The sequence below is a fragment of the Bacillus sp. JZ105 genome (assembly GCF_053903125.1).
The window spans coordinates 373,575-395,019 of record NZ_CP096387.1; the positions used below are offsets into that span (position 1 = coordinate 373,575).

General features: G+C 45.9%; 2 protein-coding genes. Both read left to right on the forward strand.

Going from position 1 to position 21,445, the window contains the following annotated elements:
• Positions 1-20 precede the first annotated feature (20 nt).
• Positions 21-10,727, forward strand: coding sequence for an amino acid adenylation domain-containing protein (locus tag M1D81_RS01970; protein ID WP_456265790.1), 10,707 nt, complete (start codon positions 21-23; stop codon positions 10,725-10,727).
• Between the two features lie 21 nt (positions 10,728-10,748).
• Positions 10,749-21,443, forward strand: coding sequence for an amino acid adenylation domain-containing protein (locus M1D81_RS01975; RefSeq protein ID WP_456265789.1), 10,695 nt, complete (start codon positions 10,749-10,751; stop codon positions 21,441-21,443).
• Positions 21,444-21,445: the final 2 nt, after the last annotated feature.

The window sequence follows — 21,445 nt, forward strand, 5'->3', positions numbered from 1 at the left end:
AGAAGAGGCGGAGGATGAGAATGAATACAGTTTATTATCCCTTAACACATGCGCAAAAGCGAGTATTCTACACGGAAAGATTTTATCCAGGTACAAGTATTTCTAATTTGGGTGGATTCGCCAGGTTGAGATCAGCATCTGGTCTCGATCCTTCTTTGGTCGTCGATGTGCTTCAAGTGTACATTCGACAAACTGACTCTCTTCGGCTGAGGCTCGTGTATCGAGATGAACAGGAGGAGCCTGTTCAATATATCAAATCTTATGAAAAACAGCCGATTCGCATGGAAAAGGGCTGGAGTGAAGAGGAAGTAAGGGCTTGGGCAAACGAGCAGATTCGTGAGCCGATGCCATTGATTGACAGCCCTTTGATTGAATTTACGGTGTTTCAAATCAGTGATCAAGAGTGCTGGCTGTTCTGTAAAGCACATCATATTGTCGCGGATGGTATTTCCATCATTTTAATGGGAAATCGCATTATTGATTTATATCATGACATGCTGCAAGGAGTAGACATCTCGCCAGTTGAGGAGATTTCCTTCGTTGATCACATCATGAGTGAGCAGACCTATGAATCTTCTAAACGTTTTCAAAAAGACCAAGCTTTTTGGAATGAGCAATTTGCTCATATTCCAGACTTCGCATCTTTAAAACCGCATAAGGGATACGAGATGAGTTTGCATGCGGAGCGATTTTCAGGGGATGTTCCAGATTCTTTAAAGGAGAAGCTTCGTGTTTTTTGTGAAGAACAGAAAGTCAGTATGCTTTCGATGTTTATGTCCACTGTCTATATTTACTTACATCGCTTTAGCGGTATGGAGGATGTCGTTCTTGGAACCTTTATGGGCAACCGGACGAATGCCAAAGAAAAAAAGATGATTGGGATGTTTGTATCGACGATTCCAATGCGTGCATCTGTTCAAGGGTCGCAATCGTTTCTTGATTTCGTAAAGCAGGTCATGGCGGATCAAATGAAGATCTTGCGACACCAAAAGTACCCTTACAATTTGCTCATGAATGATTTGCGGGAAAGAGAAGGGTTTACAGGACGCCTTTTTGATATTTCTTTAGAGTATCAGGTGATGCAGTGGCAGAAAAAAGAGAATCTGTCGTTCATTACTGAACCGATTTTTAGCGGGAGCGGAATGAATGATATTTCAATCCATGTGAAAGACCGCTGGGATACTGATACATTGACCATTGATTTGGATTACCGTACAGATGTATTCACAGAAGAAGAAATGAGTAAGATGTTTGATCGATTCTTGATATTACTAGAAGCGGCCGTCTCTCAGCCTGATCAGCTGATCGGGACACTGCCTTTACTTTCAGCAGGTGAACAAAAGGAGCTGCTGCAATTATCTGAAGGAGAATCGTTTGAAAGGCCAGCAGCAAAATCGGTTCATCACATGTTTGATGAGACAGCCAACAAATATGCAGACCGGACAGCCGTTGTAGCAGAAAATGGAACAATTACTTATGGAGAGCTGCAACAACAGGCAGACAAGCTGGCACGTTTTTTACAAATGAAAGGTATCTCACGTGATGTGCCTGTTGCTGTTTTGATGGAGCGGAAGACAGATGCCATGGCAGCAGTATTCGGCATACTAAAGGCTGGCGGGGCATATGTACCAATTGATCCTGCATTACCTGAGGAGCGCATTCAATTTATTGTGGAAGATTCAGGTGCTTCTATTGTGTTAACAGAGGAAGCGTTCATTCAAGAGCACCCAGCCCTTTCGGAAAAATTGATCGTGCAGCAGCAAATATTATTAGATGATGGACAGCTGCCTGAGCTCGTCGATCAGACGGCGCCAGAGGATTTAGCCTACATGATTTATACATCGGGTACGACCGGAAAGCCGAAGGGCGTCATGATTGAGCATCTTCAGCTTCATCATTTGGTCCATGCTTTGCATCATGAGATTTATCAAGGGGCGAATGAGCTACAAATGGCGCTTCTAGCCCCATTCCATTTCGATGCATCGGTCAAACAAATCTTTGCTGCCCTTTTATTTGGACATACGCTTCATATCATCCCGCGAGAAACGACGAGAAATGGTATGCAACTAGCGGCTTATTACAGAAAACATCAAATTGAAGCGGCAGATGGAACACCGGCGCATGTGCAGCTTTTACTTGGTGCGGATTTGGACGGGCTGTCATTGACGCACATGTTGATTGGGGGAGAAGCGCTGCCTGCGAAAGCAGCACGTTCACTTATCGAAGCGGTTCGTATGAGTCAGCCTGATTTTACTCTGTGGAATGTGTATGGTCCAACTGAGACGTGTGTGGATGCGGCGGTGCATCGCCTGAATCTCAGTGAGCTGAGCGAATCAACTGAACAGCGCTATGTGACGATTGGAAAACCGCTTGGTCATCATCGTATTTATATTTTAAATGAATATGATCAATTGCAGCTGCATGGGGCAGCAGGAGAACTGTGCATTGCCGGTATAGGTGTTGGGCGAGGCTATGTGAATCAGCCTGAATTGACGGAGAAGGTATTCACAGCAGATCCGTTTTCTCCGCATGAGCGGATGTATCGAACGGGGGATCTAGTCAGATGGCTTCCGGATGGCACGATTGATTATCTTGGCAGAATGGACGATCAAGTGAAAATAAGGGGTTACCGGATAGAAACAGGCGAGATTGAAGCTGTGATGGAGCAGGTAGATGGAGTTGATAAGGCTGTCGTGCTAGTGGTTGACGAAGCGGATGGAGAAAAGGCGTTAAGTGCTTATTATCAAGCTCGGCATGAAGGTGTGTCTGTTGACATGCTGCAAGCGGCTATCAAACATCAGCTTCCAGCGTACATGATGCCTCTTTATTTCAAAGAGCTCGATGCTTTTCCACTCACAGTCAGCGGCAAAGTCGACCGTCGTGCACTTGCTGCATTTAAAGGTGATAGAGCGGTTCAGGCTGTTTATACGGCACCTAGAAACGATATAGAAACGAAGCTTGTTCATTTATGGGAAGACATTCTAGATCAAGAGAAAATCGGTGTATATGATTCTTTCTTCGATCGAGGCGGGCATTCGCTCAAAGCGATGACCGTACTTACACAGGTTCAGCGAGACTTTCAAGTGGAGGTGCCGCTCTCCGTTTTATTTGAACAGCAGACAATTGCTGCTCTAGCTGCATATATTGAGCAAGCAGAAAAGTCTTCTGAAACGGTGATACCAAAAGCGCCGGCTTCCGATCATTATCCATTGTCGCCTCCGCAGCAGCGCGTCTACATGGTGAGTCAATTGGAGCAAAGCACTGCATATCATATGCCTGCTGTTGTGAGGTTAAAAGGAACTCTGCAGCTTGAGAAGCTGACTGAAGCCTTTGACAGACTGATCTCACGTCACGATATGCTGCGCACTTCTTTTCATACGATAAAAGGTGTTCCTCGTCAGCGGATCGTTTCATCAGTGTCCTTTCAAATAGAACAGCTGACAGACGGTACGATGGAAGAAAACATGCAGCAATTTGTCAGACCTTTTGAACTTGAGTGTGCACCGCTTCTTCGAATTGGTTTGCAGTCATTGCATGATCAGGAGCATTTGCTCTATTTCGATATGCATCATCTGATTTCAGATGGTCTTTCGATCGATTTGATGCTGCGTGAGCTGTCAGATGCTTACGAGGGATCGGTTAAAGCACCATTGAAGCTTCAATATCAAGATTATGCTGTTTGGCAACAGCACCAAGGCTTTCAAAAAGAAGAGGCATTTTGGCTGCAAGAATTTTCGGGCGATATTCCGGCTTTACAGCTGCTGACCGATTATCAGCGTCCAGCTGTCCAGTCTTTCGCAGGTGATCGTGTCATCAAAGAAATAGATGAAGTGTTAAAGAATCAATTACAGGAGCTTGCTGCAAACCATCACACGACACTGTATACGGTTTTGCTTTCTGCTTATTATACATTGCTTGCGAAATATACAGGTCAAAAGGAATTCGTGGTCGGAACACCGGCAGCAGGGCGTGTGCATACAGATTTGAATGACATGATCGGTATGTTTGTCCAGACACTTGCTTTGCGGTCGGAGGTTGATCCGAACGGAACCATGTCTCAGTTGATTGAGCAAGTAAAGAAAAAGACAATGCAGGCATTTGAGCATCAGCAATATCCATTTGAACGGCTGCTTGAAAAGCTGAATGTACCAAGAGATTTTAGCCGTCATCCATTGTTTGACACCGTCTTTACACTGACGCCGGATCATGGAGCAGCCCAGCATATTGGAGACATGATGGTCGAGGTTGAAGAAACCAATTTCCATATTGCGAAATTTGATTTAACACTGCAAGCGATGGAGTCAGATCAAGGTTTATCCTTTGTACTTGATTACAGTACGGCGCTATTTAAACGAAGTACGGCAGAGCAGATGATGAAACATTATGTTTATCTGCTGGAGCAGATGGTTCAAGCGCCGCAGGAAGCTATTCAATCCTATCGATTACTGTCTGAACAAGAAGCAGAAGCTCAGTTAAATAGATGGAATCCGTTACCTTCGCCTTATCCAGTAGAAGAAACCATTGTGACGCAATTTGAAAAACAGGTGCAGCAGCATGGTCATCAGCCTGCATTGCAATGTGAAGATGTGGTTCTTTCTTATCAAGAGCTGAATGACCGAGTGAATCAGCTGGCTCATTATTTGCGTGAAACTGGTTTTGAAAAAGGGATGAAAGCGGCCCTATTCTTTGAACGTTCCAATGAAATGGTGCTCTCTGTTTTGGCTGTGCTTAAGGCGGGCGGTGTCTATGTACCAATTGACCCCGATTTCCCTGATGAGCGCGTGAAGCACTTTTTAACAGACAGCGGTGCACAATTCTTACTGACACATCAAGTGCTGCGCCATCGCTCGGTGCTCACTGCATTTGAGGGAACCATCATAGAAACAGAAGATCAAGCGATTGATCAGCAGTCAGACTGCCCTATAGATGCTCATATTTTACCTGAGGACTTGGCGAATTTGACCTATACATCAGGTACAACCGGTAAGCCTAAAGGAAATATGGTGACACACCGGAACATTTTGAGAACGGTGAAGCAATCGAATTATCTCACCATTCATCATGAAGACACGGTGATGAGCCTCTCAAACTATGTATTTGATGCCTTTATGTTTGATGTGTTTGGTGCTTTATTAAACGGAGCGAAACTCATTGTTCTGCCAAAGGATCATATTTTAAACATGAATGAGCTTTCTGGAGCGATTGAGAAGGAAAAAGTCAGTATTTTAATGATCACAACAGCTCTTTTTCACTTACTCATCGATATGAAAAAAGACAGCCTGAAAAACGTAAGAAAAGTGCTGTTTGGCGGAGAACGTGCTTCTGTGCCTCATGTAGTGACTGCGCTTGAGACAATTGGGGAAGACAAGCTTGTTCATATGTACGGACCTTCTGAGAGCACAATTTTCACCACATATTATCCTGTGAATCACATTGAGAAGCAGGCATTATCCATCCCAATCGGAAAGCCAGTGAGTCAAACGGCTGTTTATATTGTAGATGAGTTTGGACATGTTCAGCCGCCGGGTGTGGCGGGAGAGCTATGTGTCGCTGGTGATGGACTGGTGAAAGGATATTATAAGCAGCCAGAACTAACAAGCGAAAAGTTTGTCAAAAATCCTTTCCGCCCTGGAGAGACCATGTATAAAACGGGCGATCTTGCACGCTGGCTGTCAAATGGAGATATTGAATTCATTGGACGGATCGATCATCAAGTGAAGATTCGCGGACAGCGTATCGAGCTTGGGGAAATTGAACATCAGCTGCTGCGGCATCCTCAGGTGAAGGAAGCTGTCGTCATTGCTGCTTCGAATGACACCTTATGTGCGTATTTCACAGCGGAAGGATCTGTTTCATTATCTGATTTGCGCGAGCAAGCAGGGCGTGAACTGCCTGTATATATGATGCCGGCATTTTTCATGCAATTAGACGAGCTTCCTTTGACGAATAACGGCAAGGTCGATAGGAGGGCGCTGCCGGCACCTGATCTCAGTGAGCAGGGGGCAAATGAATACACCTCTCCTCAAACAGAAACAGAGCGTCTGCTGGCGAACATTTGGGAGGAAGTTCTTGAAGTGCCGCGAATCGGCAAGCATGATCATTTCTTTGAATGCGGAGGCCATTCGCTGCGCGGCATGAAAATGCTGAACAGGCTGTATGAAGAGATGCAGGTGGAGCTCACTTTGAAGTCTTTATTTGAATCCCCAACATTAGAAGCGTTCGCCCTTGCGGTTGATCAAGCGGATCAAACGGAGATCAAGCGAGTAGAAGTTGCCAAAGAGGCGGCCTATTATCCAGTGACATCTGCTCAGAAAAGACTGTTTGTTTTGGAGAAAATGACTGATGCGGAGCAAAGCTATCATATGCCGGCTGCCTTAAAGCTAGAAGGCGCCTTTGATGAAAAACGATTTGAAAAGGCAATTGATCAGCTAGTCCAACGTCATGAAGCTTTCCGAACGAGCTTTGATTTTGTTGAGAATGAACCTGTTCAACGGATTGAAACAAATGTCTCTATAGACATTGAAAATATTGAACAGAACGGCCGAGACATACAGGAATTAATGAATGACTTTATCAGGCCATTTGATGTAGAAAAAGCGCCTTTACTCAGAATAGGGCTGGTTTCCGTCTCCGTAAATGTCCATTATTTACTGATTGACATGCATCATATCATTTCAGATGGTGCGTCTGTTGGCATGTTAATTGAGGAGCTATCAGCCCTGTATCGAGGAGACAAACTAGAGGAATTACCTGTTCAATATAAGGATTATGCAGTTTGGTCAAAAAGTGAGGCATCTGCTGCGCAAAAAGCAGCTGAAGAGGCTTTCTGGCTGGATCAATTACAAGGGGAGCTGCCTGTACTGGCACTGCCAGAAGATCTGCCAAGGCCAAAAGTGCAAACATTCGCAGGAGATCGTGTCTCATTTACAATCGAAGGTTCGCTTAAAGCGAAATTGGACGAACTCGTTAGAGCGCTCAACAGTACGACCTATACAGTCCTGCTTGCTGGCTACAGTATTCTTTTGAGCAAGCTTTCAAGACAAGAAGATATCATCATTGGTTCTCCGGTTGTTGGCAGAACCCATCCTGATATTCAATCTGTGATCGGCATGTTTGTGAACACGCTGGCACTTAGAACAAGACCAGCAGGACATCAGACAGCTGCTGAATTTGCTTCAAATGTTCATCAGCTTGTGTTAGAGGCAAATGAGCATCAGCTGTACCCATTTGAAGAATTGGTAGATCAGGTGCAAACGGTTCGCGACACAAGCCGTCATCCAATTTTTGACGTGGTATTCTCAATGGAAAATGCGGATATTCGTGATTTATCAATGGATGGGCTTCACATTGTTCCACAGCCATTCGAAGAGAATATTGCCAAATTTGATTTGACCTTAACTGGAAACGAATCCGCAGATCAAATTGAGCTCGTGTTTGATTTTAATTGTTCTATCTTTCAAAAGGCGTCAATTGAAAAGTGGAAAGAATATTTCCTTCATTTGCTGGAACAAATGGTGTCAGCGCCAGATCAATCGTTAGATCAAATGCAATTATTGTCACCGCAGCAGCAGCAAAAACAGTTGAATGAATGGTCAGGACCAGACCTTGACGTCCCGTTAGATCAAACGGTTCATGCCCTGATTGAGGCTAAGGCACAAGTAGCGCCGCACCAAAAAGCAGCCACCTTCTGCGGAACGAGCTGGACGTATGAAGAGCTGAACAGCCGGGCGAATGTAGTCGCTTCAAGACTCATCTCAAACGGCACAAAACCAGGCGGCCGCGTCGGCATTCTCACCCGCCCATCCCTTGATATGACAGCCGCTGTCCTTGGCGTCCTCAAGGCAGGTGCGGCATTTGTTCCAATTGATGCAGATTATCCAGCGCAGCGTATTGCATACATGCTTGAAGACTGCGGGGCAGAGGTACTTCTAATGCAAAAAGGACTTACTGCGCCAAACTCTTTCGCAGGTCATGTCCTGTTCATAGAAGATGCCGTAGAAGGAGTAGCTCACGAGATTCAGGTTCATGTGAAGCCAACAGATCTCGCTTATATGATTTACACCTCTGGGACGACAGGAAAGCCGAAGGGTGTCATGGTCGAGCACCAGTCCCTTGTGAATCTTGCATTCTGGCACAATGATGCGTTCCAAGTGACGAAAGACGATCGAACTGCGAAATATGCCGGCTTTGGCTTCGATGCCTCCATTTGGGAGATGTTCCCGACGTGGATTGCCGGCGCAGAGCTGCACATTATTGACGAAGCGATTCGTCTCGATATGATCAAACTCAATGTGTATTTCAATAAAGAAAACATCACCATTGCCTTCCTGCCGACTCAGTTATGCGAGCAGTTTATGTCAATGGACAACCATTCTTTACGCTATTTACTAACAGGCGGAGACAAGCTGAAACAAGTGAAGCCTGTTCCATACAAACTCGTCAATAACTACGGTCCAACTGAAAATACAGTCGTAGCGACAAGCGGAATGATCGATCCAGAACAAGGCACGATTCCGATTGGAACAGCGATTGCCAATACACGTTTTTACATCACAGGCTCTTTATACGACCTGTCGCCGCCAGGCGTACCAGGCGAGCTCGTGATTGCCGGAAAAGGACTGGCAAGAGGCTACTGGAATCTTCCGGAAGAAACCGACAAACGGTTTGTCCCAGATCCATTTTACCCAGGCGAGCGCATGTACCGCACAGGGGATTTAGTGAAATGGACAGAGGGTGGTGAGCTGATCTATCTCGGCAGAATAGACCATCAGGTCAACATCCGCGGCTTCCGTATTGAACTGTCAGAAATTGAAGCGCAGCTCCTGACGCTGGATTCGGTCAAAGAAGCCGTCGTGACAACGGTCAAAGATGCAGGTGATCAAGATGCGCTTATCGCTTATGTCATCACGGCTGAAGAAACAGCAGCCCTGAAAGAAAGCCTAAAACGCACGTTACCAGAATACATGGTGCCATCATGGATCATAAAACTAGACCAATTTCCAATGACGGCCAATGGAAAGGTCGATCTCAAAGCATTGCCAGCTCCTGATATCGAAGCGAATCAAACGGTATACGAAGCCCCAAGAGATGAAGTGGAAACGCTGCTTTGCGGCATTTGGGAAGATGTCCTTGGCGTCAGCCAAGTCGGCATTCACGATCACTTCTTCTTCCTTGGCGGAGATTCGATTAAAGGCATCCAAATGGCAAGCAGACTCACGCAAGCAGGCTGGAAGCTCGATATGAAACTTCTATTCCAGTACCCAACGATTGCAGAGCTGCGCCCATATATTGAAGAAGCCGATCTTCTCACAGCCGACCAATCACCTGTCGAAGGAGAAGTCATCTTAACACCGATTCAGCGCTGGTTCTTTGAACGAAACTTTACGAATCAGCATCATTGGAACCAATCGGTTATGCTTCATGCGCCAAATGGTTTGGATGTGGAAATCGTTCAGCAAGTACTGAAGCAGCTCATGATTCATCATGATGCATTGCGAATGGTGTATCCGCTCGAAGAAGGGCGCGTCATCCAGCGTCATCGAGGAATCGAGGAAAACAATGTGGCAATTGATGTGGTGGACGTAACAGGGGAACTGTCGCAGCAAATCCAGCAGGTAGAAAAGCTGGCAACTGAAGTGCAGGCGAGTATATCGCTAGCAGACGGGCCTTTAGTGAAACCTGCCATTTTCCGAACGGATCAAGGGGATCATTTATTGCTGGCTGTACACCATCTTGTGATTGATGGTGTGTCATGGCGCATTTTCCTTGAAGATTTCATGGCTCTTTATGAACAGTCGAAGCGCGGGGAAACTCTTACCCTTCCTGAAAAAACACACTCCTTCCAAGAATATGCCCAGAAGCTGACTGAATACGCTGTGTCAGATGAGCTGTTATCGGAAAGAGAGTATTGGAAAAAGGTGCTTGCGCATTCCGTTCCTCCGCTTCAAAAGGACCATGTCACGGAGGATCAACGAATGCTTCATACACAGACCATTCGTTTTGCATTGTCTGAAGAGGAAACACGCAGTCTGCTGACGGATGTACATGAAGCCTACCAAACAGAAATCAATGACATTTTGCTGACGGCATTAGGATTGTCCATGAAAGAGTGGACAGGTGAAGACAGGCACTTTATTCATCTTGAAGGGCACGGGAGAGAGGACATCCTTCCTGCGGTCAATGTATCACGGACCATCGGCTGGTTTACTAGTATGTATCCTGTGTTATTGGATATGTCGCATGCAGATGATCTTTCTTATCAGATTAAGCATTTAAAAGAGGAACTCAGACACATTCCGAACAAGGGCATCGGCTATGGCGTTTTAAAATACTTAACGCCTGACAAGATGAAGGACGATATTGATTTTCAAGCCACACCAGATATCAGCTTTAACTATCTTGGTCAGTTTGATGAACAGATCGGCGGCGGTGAATGGAGGCGCTCTCCGTGGCATGCAGGACAATCGCTGAGCCCTGAATCTGAGAAACCTCATGCGCTGGATATAGTTGGTTTCGTAGAACAAGCAATGCTCCATGTGACGATTTCCTATCATCACCTTGAATTCGAAGAACGTACGATGGAACAGTTCAAGGATCTCCTAGAAAAGAATGTGAAGGCATTGATCTCACATTGTCTATCACAGGATGAGAGTCAGATCACACCGAGTGATGTGGGGGATGAGGACCTCACCATGGATGAACTTGAAAAGCTAATGGATCTATTTTAAGCAAAATGAAGAGGTGGACTTATGAGCAAGCAGAAAATTCAAAAGGTATATCCTTTAACGCCAATGCAAGAGGGCATGCTGTATCATGCTATGCTAGACCCTAATTCCTCCTCTTATTTCACACAGCTTGAGCTTGGAATAAGCGGAGATTTTGATCTCGATCTTTTTGACAAGAGTCTCAATGAACTCGTACGGACATATGACATTCTGCGTACTGCCTTTGTCTATCAGCAATTACAAAAGCCTCGTCAGGTTGTACTGGCTGAACGTCATATAGATGTGTATAGAGAAGATCTATCTCATCTGAATCATCAAGAGCAGAAAAAGGTATTGGATCAATATAAAAAGCAAGTGAGAAAGCAAGGATTTCACTTAACGAATGATCTGTTGTTGAAAGTCGCTGTTTTTCAATTAAATGAAACTAACTGGCACCTGATTTGGAGCAACCATCACATCATCATGGATGGTTGGTCCATGGGTGTTTTGATGAAAAAACTGTTTCATTACTATGAATCTTATCGGAACGGCCGAACGCCGGATCGCTCACAAGGTAAGCCTTATGCGGACTATATCCAGTGGCTTGGAAAGCAAAACAAACAAGAAGCGGAAGACTATTGGAAGGAGCGGCTGGATGGTGCTGTTCAGCACCAAGGGCTGCTGCAGCAAAAAGAAGCGAATGGACAATATGACCATCAAGAATGGACGTTTACATGGGACGCTGAAACGGTACAAGGCATTCAAGATGCGGCAAGACAATGCCAAGTGACAGCACCGAACCTTTTTCAGGCTGTCTGGTCCGTTCTTTTAGGCATCTATCATGCAGCAGATGATGTCACATTCGGAACAGTCGTATCAGGCAGACCACCAAGTGTGTCTGGGATTGAGCGGATGGCAGGGCTGTTTATCAATACGATACCTGTTCGGGTGACATTGGATCAGGAGCAGACATTTAAACAGTTGTTTCAAACGGTTCAGCAGCATGCACTGGAAGCAGAAAACTATGATTTTATGCCGCTTTATGACATTCAGCAGAAAACAGCTGCTGGAGGAAAGCTCTTTGATCATTTGGTTGGGTTTGAAAACTATCCTTTAGATCAGGAACTGTCTGGTGACACCATGTCTGCACGTCTCGGATTTTCCATTGATGTAAAGGACGGATTTGAACAAACGAATTTCGATCTCAATGTCCTTGTCTATCCTGGTGAAACGTGGACATTGAAATTCAAATACAATGCGATGGCTTTTGAAGAAAAGGTCATTGAAAACATATCCAAACATCTGACCAACCTCATGAAGCAAATCATTCACAATCCTGACGTACGTCTTCATGAAGTGACATGTATTACAGAAGAAGAAAAGCAGCAGATTGAAGCATGGAACCAGACGGAGCGTGATTATCCGAAGCATCTGTCCATTCCTGAGCTGCTCAATGAACGTATCAAGGCGCAGCCTGACCATCCGGCATTAGTCGAAGGCGAGCGAACATTCACATACAAAGAGCTTGGACAAGAAATCCGTCGTTTAGCCAGCAGTCTTGTTGAAAACGGCGTTCAGCCAGGGGATGCTGTCGCGGTATATATGAACCGGTCAGCAGATGCGGTGATCTCTATTTTAGCCATTTTACACGCAGGAGCTGCTTATGTGCCGATTGATCCAGCTCAGCCTGAGAAGAGAATCCGTTGGATGCTTGAAGACAGCGGCGTATCCGTTTTGCTCTATGCTGACAGCCAGCCGCCAGTTGATGAAAACATCAAAGCTGTTCGTGTAACCAGCATGTCTCATCACTCACAAACGGAGTTATCGGTCCAGACGTCTCCATCTCAATTGGCTTATATCATGTTCACATCGGGCTCAACAGGACGGCCAAAAGGAGTTCAAATTGAGCATCAGCACATTGTGAGGTTAGCATGCTCACAGGAGAAATTAGGGTTGAACACGTCGGATCGTATGGCGCATACAGGAGCTGTCAGCTTTGATGCGATTACCCTTGAAATCTTCACTACGCTTCTGAATGGGGCGACGCTTTATCCTGTTGACCGTGATACTTTATTGGATATTCACCGATTCGAACAATTTATCCAAACACATCAGATCACAGCGCTCTTTTTAACGACTGGTTTATTTAATCAGCTCGCTCAGCAGCGGCCGCAAATGTTCAGCGGGTTAAAAACATTATTCACCGGCGGTGATGTGATCAATGTGAAAAGTGCGGAGCTTGTGAAAAAACATCATCCATCACTTACCTTGCTGAATGTCTATGGCCCAACTGAAAATACAACCGTTTCGACCATTTACGAAATAAGAGGAGATGAAACGGGTCCGATTCCAATTGGTCAGCCGATCAACCATACGTCAGCTTATATTTTAGATGACTATCAAAGACTGCAGCCAATTGGAGCCATAGGAGAGCTGTATGTGGGCGGAGATGGCGTTTCAAAAGGGTATATCAAACGTCCAGATTTGACTGATCAAGTATTCATGGCAGATCCTTTTAAGCCGTCAGGACGGATGTATCGAACAGGGGACTTGGCTAGGTATAGTGCAGATGGTCAGATCGAATTCCTCGGCCGTGCCGATGATCAGGTGAAAATTCGTGGCTTCCGTATTGAGCTTGGTGAAATTGAATCAGTGCTTCACCAAGAAGCAGGGATAGATGAAGCAGTTGTACTTGTTCAGCAGCTTTCTTCAGATGAAAAGGAAATCATTGCATACTTCACAGGGACGCACACAGAAGAAGAGGTGCGAGATGTATTGAATCAAAAACTGCCAGCTTATATGGCGCCGCACCATGTGATGAAGCTGGATACCTTTGCACTGACATCGAACGGGAAGGTAGATCGAAAAGCTTTACCTAAGCCTGACGAAGTGCATCGCGAGGAAATCAAAATCATTCTGCCTGAGACTGAGACAGAAAAGGCACTCGCTGACATTTGGGAGGAGCTTCTTGGGAAAACGGTTGGGGTAGACGAGCATTTCTTTATGGCTGGCGGGCACTCGCTCAAAGCGATGATGATGTCTGCGAAGGTTCAAGAAGTGCTTCAAAAGGAAGTGCCGATTCAAGTGATTTTTGAGAAGCCGACGATTCGTTCATTAGCGGCTTACATCGATCAGGATGGTCAAGAAGAAACCGGACATCCTATTTTACCAGCAGAGCAGGCGGAAGAATATCCGGTATCACCAGCTCAGCGCCGTTTATACATTTTGCAGACACTTGAACCTGACAGCACGAATTATCATATTCCGATCGTCTTAACGCTTGAAGGAACACTCGAATATCAGCGGCTCAAATCAGCATTTAATCAGTTAATCCAAACACATGAAATCTTAAGAACGAGCTTTCATATGAACGGGGAAGACATTGTCCAAAGGGTGCATGAATGGACTGAATTTGACCTTCCTGTTCATGACATCAAGGAAGAAGAGGCGGAGGCATTTCTTACTGAACGTCAATCGCCATTTGATTTAACAGAGGCACCTCTTTTGCGAGCTCAGCTCCTGAAAGTCAGTGAGAACCGTCACCTTCTCGTCTTGGAAGCCCATCATCTCATTACAGATGGCAGCTCCATGAAGACATTCATTCAAGATTTGGCGAAGGCCTATGATGGAGAAGCTCTTGCAGAAAGAGCCATTCATTATAAAGATTACGCTGTCTGGCAGCTAAGTGAAGAAGAAACGGAGAAACAGAAGGAGCATGAAGCGTATTGGCTGAAGCAATTTGAAGGAGATTTACCGGTTTTAGAGCTGCCAACTGATTATCCGCGTCCAGCAGTACGTGATTTTTCTGGAGAACGATTCATGTTTGGCTGTGATCAAGCAACGACTCAGCGCATTCATGAACTGCTTCAGAAAACCGATACGACCATGTATATGTTCTTGTTATCCGCCTTTCAGGTACTGCTTGCCTCCTATAGCGGGCAGGAAGATATCATTGTGGGTTCGCCTGTTGCTGGACGGACACACCCTGATATCCAGGACATGCCGGGGATGTTTATCAACACCATTGCGATGCGCGGAAAACCAGAACAAACCAAAACATTTTTACAGCTGCTTGAAGAAATAAAAGAAACAAGTGTTGACGCTTTTGCACATCAAAGTTACCCGCTCGAAGAATTAATTGCGCATCTTCCATTAGACCGTGATACAACTCGGAGCCCGCTTTTTAGCGTGTCATTTAACATGCAGAATATGGAGGTTCCGGCGCTGAAGCTCGGCAACCTGCACATTTCGCCTTATGCCATTCAGCATCACTCGGTCAAATTTGATCTATCTTTAGAAGCATTTGAACGCGAGGGAGCATTAAAGCTGAGCTTTGACTATGCAGCGGCATTATTTAAAGAAGAGACCGTCCGCAGGTTCGGAACTCATCTTCTGGCGATTATTCGGGAGGCGGTTCGTCATCCACAGGAACAAATCGGCTTGCTCCGTATACTGGATCAGCATGAACAAATAGAGCGTCTGGAGAAAAAAGCCGAAGGGCAGACGAATCGTCATGAGCCATTCCATGTCCAATTTTCACGTCAGGCGAAGGAAACACCGGATGCTATCGCTGTCATGGATGATCAAAGAAAACTCACCTACCGCGAGCTGGAAGACATGTCACATGCACTTAGCTGTGAACTTAAGAAACGAGGCGTCGAGAAAGAAGATGCTGTGGCACTGCTTCTTGACCGCTCTGTCTATGTCATCGTCTCCATGCTCGGTGTGATGAAAGCAGGAGGAGCGTTTGTCCCGATTGATCCGGCCTTCCCGGCTGAACGAATCCGCTGCACATTAGAGGATTCAGGTGCACAAGTCATCGTGACAAATGAGTCTTTTGCAGATTCCTATCAAAATCATAAGTCGATTCAAGTGGTGCAGGTTGAACAAGCAGTGCATCAAAGCCATCCACTAGAATTGCCGGAAGTATCGGTTGATCAGCTCGCTTATGTTATTTACACATCTGGGACAACGGGGAAGCCGAAGGGTGTACAGCTCACGCATCGTAATCTATCACACTATGTCAGCTGGCTGATAAATGAGGTGACATTGCAGGAATGTGATCGGACAGCACTGCTTTCTTCTTATGCATATGATCTTGGTTACACAAGCATTTTCCCTGTATTAAAAGCAGGGGGAACACTCTATGTTCCTCATGAAGACGTGTATACAGACCCTGTACGTCTGATGCGGTTGATTGATGAACAAGAGCTGACTTATATCAAAATGACACCATCCTTATTTCATATGATCGCAGATTCTAAGGAACATTCATTTAATGCTTTACGCCTCGTGGTACTTGGAGGAGAATCGATGATTCCTGAGGATGTTGAAACATTTATGACGCAGCATCCATGCGTGGCAGTAATGAACCATTACGGTCCGACTGAGACAACCATTGGTACAGTAACCAAGCTGATCACACCGCAAGAGCTGGACGCTTTGAAGGAACGATCTTTGATCGGACAGCCAATTGCTCACACAAGAGCGCTCGTATGCAATCAGCAGCAGCGGCTTGTCCCATATGGTGCGCCGGGAGAGCTTTATATATCTGGAGAAGGCGTGTCGAGAGGATATTTGAATCAGCCTGAATTAACAGCGGAACGTTTTCTTGAAAATCCATATGACCCTCAAGAGAGAATGTATCGCACAGGGGATTTGGTCAGACAGCATGCAAATGGAGATATTGAGTTTCTTGGAAGAGTCGATGATCAAGTGAAAATCCGCGGCTATCGCATTGAGAAACAGGAAATTGAGCATGCCGCACGTACTCTGGCATCTATTCAAGAAGTCTATGTAAAAATCCTGCACCTGTCCGGGTTGCCGGAGCTTGCACTCTATTACACAGCGCCTGAACACATTGGAACACTGACGTTTAGAGAAAATCTTGCGGAGACACTGCCGGATTATATGATTCCAACGTACTTTGTGAAAGTCGATCACATTCCACTCACTCAAAACGGAAAGGTGGATGTGAAGTCTCTGCCGCTTCCGCATGAGGTGCATATGAACCATGCGGCGCATGTGGCACCAGAAACGGAACTTGAGCGGGCGCTGTGTGACATTTGGTCAGAAGTTCTTGGGGTTCAACAAATAGGTGTTCTTGACCACTTCTTTGAATTGGGAGGTCATTCCCTCAAGGGCATGGTGCTCATTTCGAAGGTGCAGGCAAAGCTGAACAAGCATGTGCCGCTCAAAGTCCTTTTTGAAAAACCAACCATACGGGCAATGGCAGCCTACTTGGAAGAAGCGGATTCTTCGGTGGTGACATCCATTCAGCCAGCGGAAAAGCAAGATTTCTATCCCGTCTCTTCTGCTCAAAAGCGTATGTATGTACTGCAGCAGCTGCATCCAGAAGCAGTCACTTATCATATGCCAGCCGTTTTAATGATGGAAGGCAGCCTTGATGTGAAGCAGCTGGAAGCAGCGCTTCAAACCTTGATCGACAGACATGAATCACTTCGGACAGCCTTTGTAGAAATTGACGGCGTACCCGTTCAAAAAGTCTATCGCCAAGTGCCGTTTACATTAGAGGTTGATGAAATAGAGGGCGATCAGGAGCAGTCTGTCATCGATTCATTCATTACACCATTCTCATTACATCAAGCACCATTAATGAGGGCAAAAGTGGCGAAGCTTTCTGATGAGAAATATGTATTCATGATGGATATGCACCATATCATTGCAGATGGTGTCACACGCAGCCTGCTCATTCAAGAACTCGCAGAGCTGTATGAGAAAAAGACGTTACCGCCAGTTCAGCTGCATTACAAGGATTTTGCGGTATGGCAGCAGGAAGAAAAGCAGCAGGCGCTGCTTGAGAAACAGCGGCAGTATTGGCTGGAGCAATATGCACAGCCGCCGGAAGACTTAGCACTGCCCCTTGATTTTCCGCGCCCTCAAGTTCAGTCATTTGAAGGAGGGCGAGTCGATAGATGGTTGTCTGCTGAAAAGGTGCAGTCCATCAAAACGCTTATGGCGGAAAAAGGTGTGAGCTTGAACATGGTGATGCAAACGGCATTTGCCATTTTCCTTTCCAAGTTAACTGGGCAGACAGATATCGTCATAGGCGCTGTGACCGCAGGACGTACGCATGCTTCGATCGAACGGGTTCCAGGCATGTTTGTCAATACACTGGCTCTTCGAAACGAAGTGCAGCCAGAAGAAACGACAGCGCAGCTGCTTGAAAAAATGAAAGATCGCAGCCTATCAGCCTATGAACATCAAGAATTCCCGTTTGAGGAATTGGTGGCTCAGTTAGATCTTCCGAAAGACACGAGCCGCAATCCATTGTTTAGTGTCATGCTGACAACAGATGACCGTGACCTGACGATACCGGATTTGAATGGACTCAAGCTGTCGCAAAAGCAGCAAGATACCGTTCATACAAAATTTGATATAACGCTCGGTGTATTTGAAGAAAATGACCAAGTGGGCTTGCGCTTTGAGTATGCAGCGGCTCTGTTTAAAAAGAGCACCATTCAGCGCTGGAGCAGGTATATTGAAAAAATCATAGACGATATGCTGGCTAAGCTGAATCAGCCAATTTCAGCGCTATCTCTCATAACTGAAGAGGAAAAACGAGAGCTGATCAATGAATGGTCAGGACCAGACCTCAACGTTCCGTCAGATCAAACCGTCCATGCCTTGATTGAAGCTAAGGCACAAGAAGCACCGCACCAAAAAGCAGCGACCTTCTGCGGAACGAGCTGGACGTATAAAGAGCTGAACAGCCGGGCGAATGTAGTCGCTTCAAGACTCATCGCAAACGGCACAAAACCAGGCGGCCGCGTCGGTATTCTCACCCGTCCGTCCCTTGACATGACGGCAGCTGTTCTTGGCGTTCTCAAGGCAGGTGCGGCATTCGTTCCAATTGATGCAGACTATCCAGCGCAGCGTATTGCATACATGCTGGAAGACTGCGGGGCAGAGGTACTTCTAATGCAAAAAGAGCTTACTGCACCACCTTCCTTTACAGGTCAAGTGCTGTTCATAGAAGATGCCGTAGAAGGAGAAGCTCACGAGATTCAGATTCATGTGAAGCCAACAGATCTCGCTTATATGATTTACACGTCCGGGACGACAGGACAGCCGAAGGGTGTCATGGTCGAGCACCAGTCCCTTGTGAATCTTGCATTCTGGCACAATGATGCGTTCCAAGTGACGAAAGATGATCGAACCGCGAAATATGCCGGCTTTGGCTTTGACGCCTCCATTTGGGAGATGTTCCCAACGTGGATCGCCGGCGCAGAGCTGCACATTATTGACGAAGCGATTCGTCTCGATATGATCAAACTCAATGCGTATTTCAATAAAGAAAACATCACCATTGCCTTCCTGCCGACTCAGTTATGCGAGCAGTTTATGTCAATGGACAACCATTCTCTGCGTTATTTACTAACAGGCGGAGACAAGCTGAAACAGGTAAAGCCAGTCCCATACAAACTCGTCAATAACTACGGTCCAACTGAAAATACAGTCGTAGCGACAAGCGGAATGATCGATCCAGAACAAGGCACGATTCCGATTGGAACAGCGATTGCCAATACACGTTTCTACATCACAGGCTCTTTATACGACCTGTCGCCGCCAGGTGTACCAGGCGAGCTCGTGATCGCCGGAAAAGGACTGGCAAGAGGCTATTGGAATCTTCCGGAAGAAACCGACAAACGATTTGTCCCAGATCCATTTTATCCAGGCGAGCGCATGTACCGCACAGGGGATTTAGTGAAATGGACAGAGGATGGTGAGCTGATCTATCTCGGCAGAATAGACCATCAGGTCAACATCCGCGGCTTCCGTATTGAGCTGTCAGAAATTGAAGCCCAGCTCCTGACGCTGGATTCGGTCAAAGAAGCCGTCGTGACAACAGTCAAAGATGCGAGTGATCAAGATGCGCTTATCGCTTATGTCATCACGGCTGAAGAAACAGCAGCCCTGAAAGAAAGCCTAAAACGCACGTTACCAGAATACATGGTGCCATCATGGATCATAAAACTAGACCGATTCCCAATGACGGCCAATGGAAAGGTCGATCTGAAAGCATTGCCAGCCCCTGATATCGAAGCGAACCAAACGGTATACGAAGCCCCAAGAGATGAAGTGGAAACGCTGCTTTGCGGCATTTGGGAAGATGTCCTTGGCGTCAGCCAAGTCGGCATTCACGATCACTTCTTCTTCCTTGGCGGAGATTCGATTAAAGGCATCCAAATGGCAAGCAGACTCACGCAAGCAGGCTGGAAGCTTGATATGAAACTTCTATTCCAGTACCCAACGATTGCGGAGCTTCGCCCATATATCGAGGAAGCCGATCTTCTCACAGCCGACCAATCACCTGTCGAAGGAGAAGTCATTTTAACACCGATTCAACGCTGGTTCTTTGAACGAGCATTCAGCGATCAGCACCATTGGAATCTCTCGATGATGCTTCATTCGCCAAATGGATTTGACCTTTCTATTACTGAACAAGTCATGCAAACACTGCTTTCACATCATGATGCCCTTCGCATGGTATACAAGCAGGAACAAGGCGGCATCCTGCAATACAACCAGCGGGAGCTTCCGGAACCGCTGGCGATTATTTCTCATGATGTCTCAAAAGAGCACGACGTGAAAAAGGCTGTTTCCACATATGCCAATGAGTATCAGCGTCAGCTGAACCTCGAAACAGGTCCGTTAATGAAAGTGATTTGTTTCCATGCAGAAGATGGCGATCATTTACTCATCGTGACACACCATTTAGTCATTGACGGTGTCTCATGCCGAATTTTACTAGAGGACTTTATGTCTCTATATCAGCAGGCAGCTCAGGGAAAAAAACTTGTCCTGCCGCTGAAAACTCATTCCTTTAAAGAATGGGCAGAGGCCATTGAACGTTATGCACAGTCACAGCCATTAAAAAATCAGCAGGAGTATTGGGCAGAAATTGAAAGCAAACCATTAACCGCATTACCTGTTGATCATGAAGTGACAAAAAGAAAAGTTATCGAAACCAAATCGGTTCAAATGCAGCTGACAGAAACAGAAACTGAGCAACTTTTGACCGATATTCATCTGCCGTACACAACGGAAATGAATGATATTCTTTTATGTGCTCTCGGTCTTGCTGTGCAAGAGTGGACAGGTGAGTCCCATGTACATGTGCAGCTAGAAGGTCATGGTAGAGAGGATATTTTATCAGGGCTGGATGTCTCTCGCACGATTGGCTGGTTTACGAGTATGTATCCAGTTGTTCTTGAAACGAAGCCGGATCAGACCATAGCTGATGCTATTAAAGGAACGAAAGAAATGCTGCGGCGTGTGCCAAATAAAGGAATTGGCTACGGGATTTTAAAATACATGACAGCCGCTGAACCGTCAGGGCAGCATGTACAGCCTGAAATCAGCTTGAACTATCTTGGGCAGATTGATCAGGAAGTGACGACAGAACTCTTTGGGCCGTCGACTTATGATATGGGACGACAAGCAAGCCCTGATTCGGAAGCTGTTTATAAGCTGAACCTTAGTGGTCTTGTTCAACAAAATCGATTCATTTTGTCTTGTTCCTATTGTGCAAGTGAATATGAAGAACAGACGATACAGCAGTTCATGGCATTGTTGAAGGGGAAAATTCAATCCATCATCACCCATTGCTTAGCGCAGCAAGAACGGGAATTTACGCCAAGTGACTTCTCTGCGGCTGACCTTGAAATGGATGAAATGGACGACATTTTTGACATGCTTGAGGAGAAATTGACTTAACA